Origin of the sequence: Ureaplasma miroungigenitalium, assembly GCF_025780085.1 — a bacterium.
GTDB lineage: Bacteria > Bacillota_I > Bacilli_A > Mycoplasmatales > Mycoplasmoidaceae > Ureaplasma > Ureaplasma miroungigenitalium.
Genome location: NZ_JAOXHL010000001.1, coordinates 209,708 through 224,922 on the forward strand (window position 1 = coordinate 209,708; position 15,215 = coordinate 224,922).

15 protein-coding genes are annotated in these 15,215 nt (G+C 30.7%); 4 read left to right on the plus strand and 11 right to left on the minus strand.

Features of this window, described 5'->3' with window-relative positions; all coding sequences use genetic code 4:
• Positions 1-17: 17 nt before the first annotated feature.
• A complete protein-coding gene (locus OF376_RS00730) occupies positions 18-941 on the minus strand; it encodes a site-specific integrase (RefSeq protein ID WP_263821641.1) in 924 nt (307 codons plus the stop codon).
• 59 nt (positions 942-1,000) lie between these two features.
• Between OF376_RS00730 and OF376_RS00735 the strand changes: the two genes are divergently transcribed.
• On the plus strand, positions 1,001-1,612 hold the full coding sequence (locus tag OF376_RS00735) for a restriction endonuclease subunit S (RefSeq protein ID WP_263821829.1): 612 nt from the start codon (positions 1,001-1,003) through the stop codon (positions 1,610-1,612).
• Between the two features lie 37 nt (positions 1,613-1,649).
• Here the strand turns inward: OF376_RS00735 and OF376_RS00740 are convergent, their stop codons facing one another.
• On the minus strand, positions 1,650-2,771 hold the full coding sequence (locus OF376_RS00740) for a restriction endonuclease subunit S (RefSeq protein WP_263821642.1): 1,122 nt from the start codon (positions 2,769-2,771) through the stop codon (positions 1,650-1,652).
• Entirely contained in the window at positions 2,764-5,277 is a 2,514-nt protein-coding gene (locus OF376_RS00745; protein ID WP_263821643.1) for a type I restriction-modification system subunit M, read from the minus strand. Before OF376_RS00745 ends, OF376_RS00740 begins: the two co-directional genes overlap by 8 nt.
• A gap of 261 nt (positions 5,278-5,538) precedes the next feature.
• On the opposite strand from OF376_RS00745, the gene OF376_RS00750 reads away from it, so the two are divergent.
• The 3 genes from OF376_RS00750 to OF376_RS00760 all read left to right on the plus strand — a co-directional run bounded on the left by OF376_RS00750 (position 5,539) and on the right by OF376_RS00760 (position 8,515).
• Complete coding sequence (locus tag OF376_RS00750) at positions 5,539-5,892, plus strand: MobC family plasmid mobilization relaxosome protein (RefSeq protein ID WP_263821644.1); 354 nt, start codon at positions 5,539-5,541, stop codon at positions 5,890-5,892.
• A gap of 1 nt (position 5,893) precedes the next feature.
• Complete coding sequence (locus OF376_RS00755) at positions 5,894-7,225, plus strand: relaxase/mobilization nuclease domain-containing protein (protein WP_263821645.1); 1,332 nt, start codon at positions 5,894-5,896, stop codon at positions 7,223-7,225.
• Positions 7,226-7,504: 279 nt separating this feature from the next.
• Entirely contained in the window at positions 7,505-8,515 is a 1,011-nt protein-coding gene (locus tag OF376_RS00760) for a DNA cytosine methyltransferase (protein ID WP_263821646.1), read from the plus strand.
• Between the two features lie 319 nt (positions 8,516-8,834).
• Here the strand turns inward: OF376_RS00760 and OF376_RS00765 are convergent, their stop codons facing one another.
• From OF376_RS00765 to OF376_RS00800, 8 genes are all read right to left on the minus strand, one after another.
• A complete protein-coding gene (locus OF376_RS00765; protein ID WP_263821647.1) occupies positions 8,835-9,605 on the minus strand; it encodes a PDDEXK family nuclease in 771 nt (256 codons plus the stop codon).
• 219 nt (positions 9,606-9,824) lie between these two features.
• Positions 9,825-10,484 (minus strand): single stranded DNA-binding domain-containing protein, encoded by a 660-nt coding sequence (locus OF376_RS00770; protein WP_263821648.1) that lies wholly within the window; start codon positions 10,482-10,484, stop codon positions 9,825-9,827.
• A gap of 45 nt (positions 10,485-10,529) precedes the next feature.
• Positions 10,530-12,356: a helicase-related protein gene (locus OF376_RS00775; protein WP_263821649.1), complete on the minus strand. Its 1,827-nt coding sequence runs from the start codon at positions 12,354-12,356 to the stop codon at positions 10,530-10,532.
• The gene (locus tag OF376_RS03210; RefSeq protein WP_263821650.1) at positions 12,328-12,636 is read right to left on the minus strand and encodes a hypothetical protein; all 309 of its coding nucleotides are present in this window, start codon (positions 12,634-12,636) and stop codon (positions 12,328-12,330) included. The genes OF376_RS00775 and OF376_RS03210 overlap by 29 nt, the downstream gene beginning before the upstream one ends.
• 22 nt (positions 12,637-12,658) lie before the next feature.
• Positions 12,659-13,312, minus strand: a complete 654-nt coding sequence (locus tag OF376_RS00785) for a replication initiator protein A (protein ID WP_263821651.1) — start codon at positions 13,310-13,312, stop codon at positions 12,659-12,661.
• Positions 13,313-13,411: 99 nt separating this feature from the next.
• Complete coding sequence (locus tag OF376_RS00790; protein WP_263821652.1) at positions 13,412-13,927, minus strand: RDD family protein; 516 nt, start codon at positions 13,925-13,927, stop codon at positions 13,412-13,414.
• A 55-nt stretch (positions 13,928-13,982) separates the two neighbouring features.
• The gene (locus tag OF376_RS00795) at positions 13,983-14,273 is read right to left on the minus strand and encodes a CD1845 family protein (RefSeq protein WP_263821653.1); all 291 of its coding nucleotides are present in this window, start codon (positions 14,271-14,273) and stop codon (positions 13,983-13,985) included.
• A gap of 100 nt (positions 14,274-14,373) precedes the next feature.
• Positions 14,374-15,213, minus strand: coding sequence for an N-6 DNA methylase (locus tag OF376_RS00800; RefSeq protein WP_263821654.1), 840 nt, complete (start codon positions 15,211-15,213; stop codon positions 14,374-14,376).
• Positions 15,214-15,215 lie beyond the last annotated feature (2 nt).

The following is a 15,215-nucleotide window of genomic DNA, read 5'->3' on the forward strand; positions in this document are numbered from 1 at the left end:
GGGTTTTGCTATTTTTTTTAAAAAAGACTAGATATCGATCTCATTACGAGATCGATATCTTTGTTTTCAAGTTCATTAATAATATGTAAATAAACACGCTCTGTCGTGTTCATACTAGCGTGTCCTAGTCGTTTAGCAACTGAAGCAATAGAAACACCTGCATACAATAATAATGAAGCGTGTGTATGTCTTAAACCGTGTACTGATATAACTGGAATATTAGCTTTTTTACATCGACGTTCTAGAATATCATTAATAGTTGAATTAAAAATGCGTTTGTTTTTGACAAAAAAAGGTTCATCTTGTGGTAAGTCTTTAATCAACATTGCAAATTGTGATGTTGTTAATCAATCTAATTGGACCTTTCGATTGGATGAGCGATTTTTTGTCGGAGCAAATCCCACACCATCTTTATAATCTCAGGTTTTACTTATATTTAAAATTTGTTTATTAAAATCAAAATCAGCTGGTGTAAGTGCTAGTGCTTCAGAAAATCTTAACCCCGTTTTGGTAATTAGTAAAATTAATCAATCAAAGTTTATTTGATTTTTTAATTTTAAATTTTTAATCAACAATTGTAGCTCGAATTGACTTAAAAATTTAGGTTTTTTATTTCTAGACGGTTGGCAACCTTTGATTACCACTTTTCTTGTGGGATCAATTTCAATTAAACCTTCATCAAAGGCGTCTAAAAGACAACTTTTTAAATGGTGATGAAAATCCATTGTGGTTTGGCGCTCGTGATGTTCAGCGTATGCATTTAGGATGGTTTGATAATTAATTCTATCCAGATCGCATAATCTCATTTCGGGACAAATTTTAATTATTCAATCTAAGGTTGTTAAGTATTTGTTAAAGCTTATTTTTCTAATAGATCCTTTTTTATAAATATGTATTCAGTTTTGAAAATACTTGTACAAAGATATGTCATTTTTCTTCATAATTTCCTCTTTCTAAACCCACGTGAATATTATACTTTTGTGCCTAAAAACTCAAAAGGATATGTTATTTTACAAACGCTTGAGAACAGAGAAACTTTAATGATTTTTATCAATTCGCTGCTGAATGAGGAACTCCGACTACTCATGTAGCTACGTATTATAAAAACGGAAACATCCCCTTTGTTAAAATCCAAGATTTGGAGTGCAAATACATTTTCAAAACTCAGAATTATATAACTAACAAGGCCTTAAAAAATTCTTCTGCTTGATTATTAAAAGCAAATAATTTATTAATATCAAACGGTGCCACAATAGGTAAAATATCGATTAACAAAGTAGATTTGACGACTAAACAAGGGATACTAGGTATTGTTTTGAAAGAGGCCTATAGCCCTGAATTTTTATATTTTTTGTTATCAACAGAATCTTTTCAAAATAAAATAAAAAAGATAACTGTATCTTCAACAATTCCAACACTTTTGCTTAAAAATCTAGACAAACTTAGATTAAATATTCCAGGATCAGAAAAAGAACAAAAAAGACTAACTATTCTGCTTGATAGGATTGAAGAATATATATCACTTCTTCATCGTGAGCATTATCAATGTATTTTATGATTCTTTTTTATGACTTATATGTTTTTTATATCTGCAAAAAAATGAAAGCTTTAAACATTAACTTGTTTGTGCTTTCATTATGCCTGTTTTTTTATACAAACATCTTTTGTAAAAGGGTATTTTTAATATTTTCTAACTTTTCTAACTTACGCTGAAGAAGTGATATACATTTATTTGCATTGTCTAATAATATTGATATTTTTAATTCTTCTTTTTCGATTAACGGAAAGAAAATATTCATGTCTGTAATCATTTCCATACGGACAGAATCTACAGTGTTTTTTGCCGTTTTTTTAACAACCTCTTTTTTAAAATTATGTTGAAAATAATAATAAAAAAACTTTCCATTTATGTCTTTAAAATGCATAATAGCGTAGCACCTTTGATGTAAATCAAATTTTCCAAAAACATAATGGAACGCGTCACCTATTTTTCCATCTCCGGCTGTAATTACAGCTTCTGCATCAAAAATATATTTTTCACTGTAAACCGATGTTTCAGAACGAATGAAAAAAGGGTATTCGCCTCTTTTGGATTGCTGATTAGAATTTGATATACCTGTTGTAACATATGCTAAATCTCCCACTTTTCTCTGTTCTCAAGCGTTTGTAAATTCCTTAAATCTTATTTCTGGATAAGGGTTATTTTTACTAGCAAACATCTTTTGCAAAAGGGTATTTTTAATATTTTCTAACTTTTCTAACTTACGCTGAAGAAGTGATATGGCATCCGCGATCAATTTCAAAAAACATGAAATCATTGTTCTTTCTCTTACATCACAATCATATATTTTAAATTTTGCAACTTCAGAATATAAAAGAGACGGAATAGCACTACTATTTAAAATTTTATTGTTTTTTAAAAATTTATTTAGCATTGAAAAATAATAAAAATCAAGAGTTAAATCATTTTCTTCTTTTAAACACAAGGAAAAAACTGAGTTTCCAGCTCAAAATGCTTCTCTGACTATGTTAACTACACCCACACTGCCTCTGCTTGATATGGTGATTTTATTCGGTAATTGATTAAATTTAAAATATTTGCCCGTAAAAGAAATGGCACCATTATATACTGGATAAAGATAATTTTCTTTTTGTTCTCATTTAGGTATAAATTCACCTGTGAATATTTTAAATACTTCCTCCACTCTTCTCTGTTCTCAAGCGTTTGTAAATTCCTTAAATCTAATGGACGGAACCAATTTATTATTCATCATTATCACCCAATAAATCAACTAATTCTTTAATAGCTTTTAGATCGTATTCATCAGCTTTTAAGTCTTTCAACATAGCTACTAAAGATTGTTCGCTTACTTTTAATTCATCATTAATTTGAGCTAATGTTTGAGCATATTTTTTAGCTAATTTCTCTAATTTAGCAATTTGTTCGTTAATAATATCATACCCTTTATCTAAAATAGATTGTGTTAAATTTGCACTTCATTTAATATGTAATAAGTCGACAAATTTATCTGGTGTTATATTTTTGATAATTTTTGAAAGTGATTCATCAAAAAGAGTTTGTTGTTTTTTTAAAATTTCCTTAGTGTTTTTTAGATTTGCTTTCAACTCATTTAATTCTGCTAATTGATTATCATCAAGACTTTCTTCACTTTCTTTATCAAAAGCAATCTCTTTGATTGATGTATTATATTCGTCAATATTTGCTTGCAAAGCTTGTATTTCTTCTAATTCAACAGCTAAATAAGTTTTTTCAATAGTTTGTGTTTTTTTAAATAAGTCAGGATATCATTGCGTGTTTGAATTTTGAATGTTAGCTAAGATATGATACAAGTCTTTTTTAATGTCTTTAAAAGTGGAAATAGCTTCTTGATATAACTCGTATTTATCTAACATACGAATTTGTGAAATATTATCAAAGAAGAAATTGTCAAATGTTTCTTCTAATTCTTCAACTGCAATATTTTTAATTTGTTCTAAATTTCCTATGTTAGATTTAATAAACGATTGCAATTTGTCAACTACTTGTTCATATTGGGCAAGGTAATTTTGCGTATCAGCGTGTCCTAAAATAATCTCACTAATTTGATTAGGATCAACAAATTCACTATAAGCATTATTTAATGGTTTTAACAATGCTTTTTTCATATTTGGTAAAGATAGTCATAAATCATCAAAAAGCATTAATTCACTATTGGGAACGCCTCCATGTAATGAAGCATAAAGATCATGATAATCTGGTTTTTCGAAAGCGTCAATATAACGCGAAATGTTTAGATTAAAATCATTTTCCTTAATTTCATCAAAATGAACAATTCGAGAAAACTTATCAATATTAGATTTATTAATATATGCGTCAACGACTTTTCGTATGTGTGAAATTTCCATACGATTTGTTGCCCCCGTTTTATTAAATAACTTCGAAGCATCAATAAACTGAATACTTCGATCGTGCTTGTTTTTCCGTAAAACCATAATAATAGTTGCAATACAGGTTCTAAAAAAGATTCCAGCTGGTAAGCCAATTATTGTATCAATATAACCTTTCTCAATTAGTTTTTGACGAATTAATCCCTCGCTAGCACCTCTAAATAACACCCCGTGTGGTAAAACAATAGTCATAATCCCATCTTCTTTTAAGTGGTATAAACTATGCAATAAGAAAGCATAATCAGCTTTTGATTTCGGTGCTATTCCATATTCAATAAAACGCGGATCCCCATGTGCTTCTTCTGCATCTCATTTTAATGAGTAAGGTGGATTTGAAACAACCGCATCAGTGGCACGTAATTCATATGTCGATTCATCACTAGATGTAAAGAAGGGTCAATCACGTTTTAAAGTATCACCGTTACGCACATTAATATCAGCAGAGTTTATGCCGTGCATAATTAAATTCATTCGCGTAATCGTATATGTCGAACTGACTTTTTCTTGAGCATAATAAGTAACGTTATTATTCTTTTTAGAATATTTAGCAAACATATCACCAATGGTAATTAAAAGTGATCCTGATCCAGACGTGGGATCATAAACCGAAATGTTTTCACGATTTTTAAAATGGCGCGCAACAATTTCTGACATTAATTGTGAAACTTCATGGGGTGTATAATATTCTCCACCTTTTTTACCGGCCTCACCAGCAAATTGTTCAACCATGTATTGATAAACAAAACCCAAGACATCAAAATCTTGTTTACCCGTCGGAATATCTTTAATGACATTTAAAATTTTCTTTAAATTTTCACTTTGGGTTCTAGGGTTTTGTCCCAGTTTACCTAGTTCAGATTCATAAACATTAAAAATACCATCGAATAAGATACGAATATTTTCCTGTGTTGATAAATGAGTGTTAAAAGATTTGATGGAATCACTAATTAGTTCAACGCCAAATTTTGTTTCTTGGTTAATTCAATTTTCAAACAAATATTTTGGTTGAATATAAAAACCTAAACTGCTTTGCGAACCTTCAATCAATTGATCTATAGAGTCTTGGCTAATGTTTAGTTCATCAATAAGTTCAGTCTCAGGATTAATATATGCAGAGTCAATTAACTGAATTTGTTCAAAAGTTAATGGTTCAGTCATTCAGTGCATTTCTTTCTTAAAATATTCCACTTGTTTTTGTGATAAAAATTTGTAGAAAAGCATTGCTAGTAAAAAGTTTTTGTGATCATTTTGTTCCAATGAACCTCGCATATTAACTGCGGAATTTCACAATTGTCTAGCTAACTCTTCTTTGTTTATTTTATTATTCATAATATCCCTTTATTGTATCTAGTAAAATATATATCCTATTTATTTTACTAGATACAAGTATGTTTTTAATCTTTTGAAGGTATTTCTGTTTTTTTAAAAACCAAATATGAAAAAATATATTAATTAACAAGCACAGTAAGTGAGTACCCACTTACGAAAAATTGATGAAGCAGACCACTATGGACTGCTTCTTTTTTTATTCAATTTTAACTTGTTAGGGAGACCCTAAGACCCCGAAATTCAAAAGAAAGGAATATAATAATGGAAAATAGAAGAAGAAAAAATCAACTAAAAATTTGGCTAGATGATGAAGAATTAGCTCTTTTTAAGAAGAAAATGGAAATGTCTAAATGCAATTCTATGGGACAATTTATTAGAAAAAGTATTTTAGAAAAAGAAATTTATGTAGTGGATTTAGAACCTATTGTTAGATTAGATCGGCTCTTTTCTAATGCAACAAATAACATTAATCAAATTGCAAAACACACCAATCAGACAGGTGTCATCTATCATGATGATATAAAATCGATTAGAAAAGATCTTGATGATTTTTCTAAAGAGTTGTGGCAAATCCATTCCCTACTCCTTGGTAGAACAAAAGAAAGGAGCGATTAATATGGCAATTACAAAAATACATCCAATTAAAAAAACTCTATCTTATGCTATAAATTACATTACTGATGATAAGAAAACAGATGAGAAAATCCTTGTTTCATCTTTTAATTGTAATCCCATATCTGCCCACAAACAGTTTGAAGCTAGACGAGAACAATTCGATACAAGGGGAACAGTTTTAGCCAGACATTTAATTCAGTCATTCTTTCCTGGAGAAACAGACGCTGAAACTGCCCATCGAATTGGGCAGGAACTTTGCGAGAAAATTTTAAGAAATGAATATGAGTATGTATTAGCAACCCATGTAGATAAAGACCATATACACAACCACATTATTTTTAATAATGTAAATTTTATTACAGGTAAATGCTATCAATCAAATAAGAAATCTTACCATAAAATAAGATTTCAAAGTGATGAGTTATGTAAGGAAAATAAACTTTCTGTCATTGATAAATACTATGAATCTTATAAGAGAAAATATAAGACAAGAGGGAAGTCCTGGTATGAAAATGAAATGGCTAATAAGGGGAAATCTTGGAAATCAAAGCTACAATTTGACATTGATCGTATGATAAAACAGTCGAGAGATTGGGAAGTATTTTTAAAGAAAATGACTAATCTCGGCTATGAAATTAAGCATGGTAAACACATAGCTTTTAGGTATAAGGACAAGAAAAGATTTACCAGAGCTAAGACTATTGGAGAAGATTATGTAGAGGATCGATTAAAAGAAAGAATTGAAGAAAAAAGAAATTTAAGTATCCATCAAGTTAAGAAAAGAGTTGGAAACATTGTAGACTTGAAAAATAATAAGAAAGTTCAAGCTAATAAAGGTTATGAGTACTGGGCTAGAAAACATAATCTTAAAACCATGGCTGATTCTGTCCTTGCCCTTAGAAATTTAGGGGTTAATTCAAAACAAGAACTCGATAAGCTAGTCGAAAAAACAGCTGATGAAAGACAGGATTTACTCGATAAGATTAAAGAGATTGAGCAAGAAATGGAGAACTTATCTGCCACAATGGAAGAAGTTGAAATGGTTAGAAAGTATAGAGGTCACTACAAATACGCTAAAGAAAATCCTGATGATAAAAGCTTTGAAAAAGAATACTCAGCAGAATTGAAGATTTACATTACTGCTGCTACTTCTCTATCTAAGAAATATAAAACTATTCCTAAATCAAAAGAAATTCTTAAAAAACTTGATTTACTGCAAGAAGAAAAGAATACCCTTATGAAAGAGTATTCTCATAATAAAGAACAGTTTTCTGAACTTGTTTTATATCAAAAGAACTATGAAAGTTATATGGATAAGGAAGTGGAGAGATAAGCTCTACTTCCTTATCCATATAATCATTATAGATTAAAACAAGATTTCTCATTTTACACTTTCCAATTTTTCAGTAAATATTTTCCCTTAATATTACTACTATTATAAATATTTTTATCATTTTGCTTTCCTTTTTTATTGTTTCTCAGTTTTTATAGACCTCTTGACAATGTTTTATTGAATCATAATTTGGTATATTTGCGTGCAAATCTATTGACTTTTAAAACAATATTTAGTATTATTCTTATAGCGCAGTGCGCCTGTGAAAGGAGGGTTTTGATGATTAATATTACTAACAAAAGTTTAACTGGATATACATTTATAGATTTATTTGCTGGAATTGGTGGCTTTAGACTAGCATTAGAATCTTTAGGTGCTAAGTGTGTATATTCTAACGAATGGGATAAATATGCTCAAGAAACATACAAAATGAATTTTGGAGAAATCCCTGAAGGAGATATAACACAAGTTGATGAAAAAGAAATTCCTAATCACGATATATTATGTGCTGGATTTCCCTGCCAAGCTTTTTCAATTAGTGGCAAGCAAAAAGGATTTGAAGATAGTAGGGGTACACTATTTTTTGATATAGCTAGAATTGTACAAGAAAAGAAACCCAAAGTAGTTTTCATGGAAAATGTAAAGAACTTTGCTACTCATGATGGTGGCAAAACCTTAATGATTGTAAAAGATATAATGAACCAATTAGGCTACAGTTTTGAATACAATGTGTTGAACCCTGTTAACTATGGAATGCCTCAAAAGCGTGAGCGTATCTATATGATTTGTTTTAGAAATGATGTTTCAAGAGAAAGTTTTGTATTCCCTAAAAGAAAAAAACTAAACCACTATGTTGAAGACTTCCTACTTCCTGATGAATTAGTAAGCGATTATATTGTTGAAAGAGACGATCTAGTATTAAATAGTAATTTTGATACAAATCAAAATTATGCTAAGACGATAAGAGTAGGAACTGTTGGAAAAGGTGGTCAGGGAGAAAGGATTTATTCGCCCAAGGGTATTGCAATAACTTTATCAGCTTATGGTGGTGGTGCTTTTTCAAAAACTGGTGGATATTTAATAAATGGAAAAACTAGGAGATTACACCCGCGAGAATGTGCAAGGCTTATGGGTTTTCCAGATAGCTATAAATTAAATCCAAATAGAAACCAGGCATATAAGCAATTGGGAAACTCGGTAGTAGTCGATGTATTACAACTCTTAGGCATACAGATAGGAGAAGCATTGAATCATGAATATAGTGGAATTCAACAATTGGCTCTTATATAACGGAACTAACAAAAAAGTTGCCTCCGATATAATTAGCCGATTAAAAAGAATAGATCGAGAACTTATGGAACAATCAGTCTATACTACAATTGATGCCCAATATAAAGAAGACAAATGTCAGAAGTTATTACAATGTCTTAGTAAAAATAGATTTAAAAATAATATGTTAATAAATTCAAGCCTTCCACTAAATAAATCTTCAATAGCAACTTATAAATACTCTCTAAATAAATATCTGTCCTTTTTGGAAGACAAATAAAACAAACTCAACAAGGTTAAGCAAAAATAAATACTAACTTTGTTGAGTTTTATATCTCATTTATAAAGCTGATTCGAATTTTAATAAATCTTTTTTATCTTGTTCTTTTTTTAACTTTATACTAAAAATAACATTTGCATTATATGTGTTAGATAGCTTTCTTATTCTATATAGATTATTTTCCAGCAATCTTATCATATAATTTCCATCATTTACCGAAAATTTTAATTTATCAATATTATCATTGCTACTAATTATAAAATTATCCAGCTCTTTATAACTAAAACTCATTTGGTTTAATTTCTTCCTAACTTCGTCTTGTCTACTTTTAGGAACATCATTAGATCCACTTTTCTTAACTCTATATTTACAACTTATTTCAAAATACTCACTATATCTTTCAATTGGAAAAATTATAAAATCCTTCCCATAAGTTATAAAAAACTTAACACCGAGTCTTTTATACGAGTTTATGATCCAATCACTAACTAAATATTGGGGCAAGTCAATATCCTCTCCTTTAGTGCCCGCATTTTGATATTTATCAAAATCGTTATTCATGAAATTTATTATTGATTCAACATTTCCATCTATCTCACTTTTATTCCTCGGTGAAAAAATAAACTTTTTGTTTTTTTTATCTGGTAAAAGTACAAATTGACCACTCTGTGCTTGAGGCATTTTAGCTTCAATAAAAAATGTTTTGTGACCATTAATATATTTAATATCACTTGTGGTAGAGTCACTAAATCCTAAGTGCTCAAAGTAATTAACATATTTTTGATTTAAATATTCTACACTTTTTAACTCAAATACTTTCCAGTTTTCCATTTAAAATTCCCTCCTTTTTTAATTTGCTAACTATATTTAATAGCTGTTTCATAATATTTCATTTTATGTTCTACATATACTCATATCGTAAAAAAGTCTTTAAACTTAATTATATCAGCACGATTCTTAAAATTCCAGAGCTAACAATAAAGAGTTATACAACTTATAAAGTGTTATACAACAAAAAAACGGTGCAGTCCGAAGACCACACCGCCAATATTATCTTTCTGTTTCTATTTTTTTATCTGACTTATTTGTCTCTTTACCCTTATCCTCTGCCTTGTACTTCTTTATTGCTCCAAGTATGGATTCTTTTTTAGGACTTTGCTCCTGGTTTCTCTCTTTTGTTTTTAAAAGTTTTGATGATAGCACTCTTATATTTGTATATTCTTTTCCATCATCTCCAAGGCTTACCTTTGTTTGCCCAAATACTTTCATAAAATCTCCCTGTTTAAACTTTTCCATTCCTTTTGCTTTTTCTCCATAGGCTGAACAAGAGTGGTAATTCTTCCCTCCCTCCTTATCATTAGAAACCAAGGTAAAGTTAGCCACCTTGAGTTTCTCTCCTTGATTATCCTTTATCTCTAATAGTTCTGGATCTTTGATAAGATTTCCTACAACATTGATTAGGTCATCTCTTTCTTCCTTTATGGTAGCTTCTTCTTGTAGTAAGCCTTGTTCTTTAAGATTATCTATCGAGTAATCGAATTCTTCACTTAATAAACCTTGAGTATCATTGTCCATGAACTCCTCATATAAACTATCTAAAGCTTTTTCATCATTAATCCCTTTCTCGTAGCTAATTAACGCTTTTACGAAGTCCTGATAGTTATTATCTGCCATTTCTTCAATGTTTTTTCTCATCTCTTTGTAAGTCATTTAATCATCCTCCTATAATTAATAAAAGGAGCTATTTCTAGCCCCTTATCTTTCCTGTGTATTTTCTTTTACTGCTTTATCTTTGTTTTCGTTACTGGTATTTTGATAGGCTCTAATTTGTCCTAAGATAGATGGCTTATCTTCTACTTGCTCCTTACTATCTAGTCTACTATGATAATTGTCCTCTACATCATAAGTCGATTCAAAGTAATCACTATCCTTAAAATCGTGGTCATATCGGTCGATAATTCCATCATTATCTAAATCTTTTTCTAATGGATCATATAGGTTACCTTCATCATCTATGGCTAAGCCAGTTGCTTGAATAAGATCCTCTGAATCCATATACACCAGATCATTAAATTCTGCTTGATGGATACTTTCTATCATTTCCTTAATGATTTCTTCTTCCGACATTCCCTCCTCTCCAAACTTTTCTGTTGATACTAAAATGTCCTCGTCTAAATATAAAGACCAGGACTTTTCTTCAAGGTTTAATTCATAAGATATAGAGTTTCTTCCGTCAGGTGTTTCTGTATAGGCTATTCCAACATGGGCAAGGTCTGGGTAAAGCTTGTCAAAGTCTTCATAAGAATCATTGCCATCATATTCTTCATTACAAAATTCAACAATAGCTCTTTTTAAATCTTCCATAAGAGGGGTCTTATTTTCTAGTTCCTCCACTTCACCCATATCTAATAGCTTATTTAGTTCAGCAAGTCTTAAAACTTTATCCTCTAATTCTTTTGCTTGTTCAAATGGATTATTTAGCTCCTCCCTTGCATTTACTAATTGTTCCTTGGTGGTTTCTAGCTTATTCTCTAATCTTTCTAATTTTTCATCTAGTTTACCAAGGACATTATCTAGCCTGGTAAGATTCCCGTCAGCACTCGTCCCAAGACTACCCTGATGTTTGGCTTTACCATTTAAGGAAAAGTTATATTCATTAAGAAATGAGTTATAGGAAAGCTCTAACTTGAAATTGCGATATAAACCAACTTCTTTTTCTTCTCCCATCTTTACCGTTTTTATAGCTTCTAATAGTTTTTCTCCTGCCAGTTTTTTATCTAGGATTTTTTCTCCTGCTATTGTTATCCCATTAAAACTTTCTTCTCCACTTAATTTAGGCTCTACTATCTTTATATCCTCTTTTACTGCCTGGATCAGGTCTTCTGTAGCTTTTATCTCTCTAGGGTAGGTCTTACTTACCCTATCTTCTAATCGGTATTTATTAGACTTATAGTTAGCTTCTAGCATTTTTAGTTTAGTTACTTGGTTGTCTAAATCCATTTTTTCCTTGATTAAAGGATTGCCTGTTGCTAAAGCCTTAATTTCAGCATAATTAAGAGAGCTTTCATCTACATCCTCCGCAGCTCTTACTGGTGTTTTAGAAGTCATAATTTGAGAGATAAACTTTTGCTTGTTTTCAATCGTCTGCCATAAATAGCTGTCAAATGTGTTCTCTGTAACATAACGATAAATATTTACTTTCTCATTTTCGTTACCCTGTCTTACAATTCTTCCAGCTCGTTGCTCTAAATCAGCAGGACGCCAGGGTACATCTAAATCATGCAAAGCAATCAGCTTGTTTTGAACATTCGTACCAGCTCCCATCTTTTGCGTTGAACCCAAAAGAACTCTTACCTCACCCTTTCTTACCTTAGCAAAGAGTTCTTCTTTTTGTTTGTCTGAATTAGCTTCATGAATAAAAGCTACTTCTTTTTCTGGTACACCTAGTTCCACTAGCTTTTGTCTAATATCGTCATAAATATTAAATTCCCCATCTCCCTTTGGAGTGGACATATCAGAAAATATTAGTTGAGCTGATTTGTTTTCCCTAGTCTTATCCCAAATGGAAAAGACATTTTTCACACACATTAACCTTGCTATCAGGATGATCTGGAAGTAAAGGGTTAATAAGTCTTTGATCAAGAGCGAGTTTCTTCCCATCATTGGTTATCTTTAACATATTATCTTTTTCAGGTTCTACCTCGTTATTTCTTACCTTATCCGCTCTTTCTGCTAAAGGAGATAGGATTTCTTTTTGCTCATCTGTTGGCTCTGTTTTTAAAACCTGAAATTCTGCCTCTGGTGTAGGAAGATTTAACATATCTGCTGTTTGAATATCAGCCACTTCACGAAACATATTCATAAGTTCTGGTAAATTGTAAAACTTAGAAAATCTGGTCTTTATAGCTTCTACCAGTACTTTTCATATAGGCTGATAATCGTTCAATATAGTTGTCTAGCTGATAGGGGATTTCTTCTCTTAATGCCTGAATCTCATTATCTCTTAAATAAACATTTTGAAATCTACCTAAAGCCTGGGTCTCCCACCTCTTATTCTTATTACTAGTATCAGTCTTATTATAATTAGTATTACTTCCTTGTAGTTTTTTCACTTCTTGAAGTGAACTTTCTTCACTTCTGAAATGTAAATTCTTCACTTCTGAAGTGTAATTTTTACACTCGCCATTTATTGCCGTCATAAAATCTTTCACATAGATTAAATTAGGCTTGCCTAGTCCTTGTCTTTTTCGTTCGATTAAACCTATCTTTTCTAACTCATCTAATACCTTAACTGAGGTCTTATTGGACTTGTTTAACACTTCCATTACTTGGTCAATGGTAAAGATGATATAGACTCTCTTTTCATCGTCTAGCCAGTTGTTTTTTGCAGATAAACTGGTTCGTTCTAATAAACAGGAATAAAGTATTTTGGAATCAGATGACAGGTTCTTAAAGATGTCTCCACTAATTAAAATCTTAGGTAACATATAAAAGCTATATCGATCTCCATCTCGATTATAAAAGTAATCAAATTCCATCAAGCACCTCCTTTCTTGCATAAAAAAAGACGATAGAGTTTTTATTTTCTATCGTCTAATATGATGTTTATTAAATTTTATTGGTTTTGTACATTAGAATTATTTAACATTTAATTGAACTTGAGTATTTGCAAATAGATCACCTAAGTGTCTCTTATCTTGTCTCAAAATAGCCATTAACAACAATAGTAGCCCACATGTCATACTTACAATAGACAGCATAATTGATAAAGTATCAAAGTTTGTATATATGCCATGAATTGTAGAAATATGTCCTAACTGCCAGGGGAAAAATTTTATGGCATTTCTTATTAGGCTAGCTTTAATAGATTTTTCCTTATAAACAAGGGTTAAACCAGCCTTTCTTTTTCCGTGACTTCCATCTTTTGAAAAATCTAAATAAGAAAAAATCAAAATGATAGGCAGGACTGATGTTACTGTGGCAATTAACTGGGCCTGTAATTCGTTCATTTCAGGTATCCCTTTGAAAAAAAACATATAGACTGACATGGTTATCCCAAATAAAAACACCAGATACAAAAGAATAACCAGATAATCAAAAAACAACTCTTTGATTCTGTTTTTTATCGGGATTGGATTGTTTTTATTGATCATAATTTTTTATCCTCTCATATCTCCATAAAGTCAAACTCATTACCTCATTAACCTTTTATATTGCCTTTATACCCTCTTTTAATATCACTATTGGCACTATGACCAAGGCTCCAATTAATGGTAGCCCGTAAGGACTAAACAGGTAGGTTAAAAAGATTCCTTGTATTCCCGTTCTTGTATCTCCTTGTATGAATGCCCCTACCGTTCCTACTAGAACAAGTAGCATTACAAGATACAAAACTCCTGTACCAATTTCTAGAAGCATGGTTAAAAACAATTCGAGTAATGTCAAAATGATTTGAACAGGAAGTAGAATAATCCTGAATAATATTCTTATTATTTTCATCTCAACACCTCATTTCAAATTTATACTTTTTTCTATATCCTCTCACACTATCCTCCAACACTGATGTGTTCCTTAGAAAAATCTTTCTAAAAAAATTGCTCTAAGCAACACACCAATGTTTTTTTATTTTTGATAGAGCCTTTGAAACCCTTATATCATCGCATCTATTTGCCGTTGTCATAATTATGACATGAAACCCAGACGTGGGATCATAAACCGAAATGTTTTCACGATTTTTAAAATGGCGCGCAACAATTTCTGACATTAATTGTGAAACTTCATGGGGTGTATAATATTCTCCACCTTTTTTACCGGCCTCACCAGCAAATTGTTCAACCATGTATTGATAAACAAAACCCAAGACATCAAAATCTTGTTTACCCGTCGGAATATCTTTAATGACATTTAAAATTTTCTTTAAATTTTCACTTTGGGTTCTAGGGTTTTGTCCCAGTTTACCTAGTTCAGATTCATAAACATTAAAAATACCATCGAATAAGATACGAATATTTTCCTGTGTTGATAAATGAGTGTTAAAAGATTTGATGGAATCACTAATTAGTTCAACGCCAAATTTTGTTTCTTGGTTAATTCAATTTTCAAACAAATATTTTGGTTGAATATAAAAACCTAAACTGCTTTGCGAACCTTCAATCAATTGATCTATAGAGTCTTGGCTAATGTTTAGTTCATCAATAAGTTCAGTCTCAGGATTAATATATGCAGAGTCAATTAACTGAATTTGTTCAAAAGTTAATGGTTCAGTCATTCAGTGCATTTCTTTCTTAAAATATTCCACTTGTTTTTGTGATAAAAATTTGTAGAAAAGCATTGCTAGTAAAAAGTTTTTGTGATCATTTTGTTCCAATGAACCTCGCATATTAACTGCGGAATTTCACAATTGTCTAGCTAACTCTTCTTTGTTTATTTTATTATTCATAA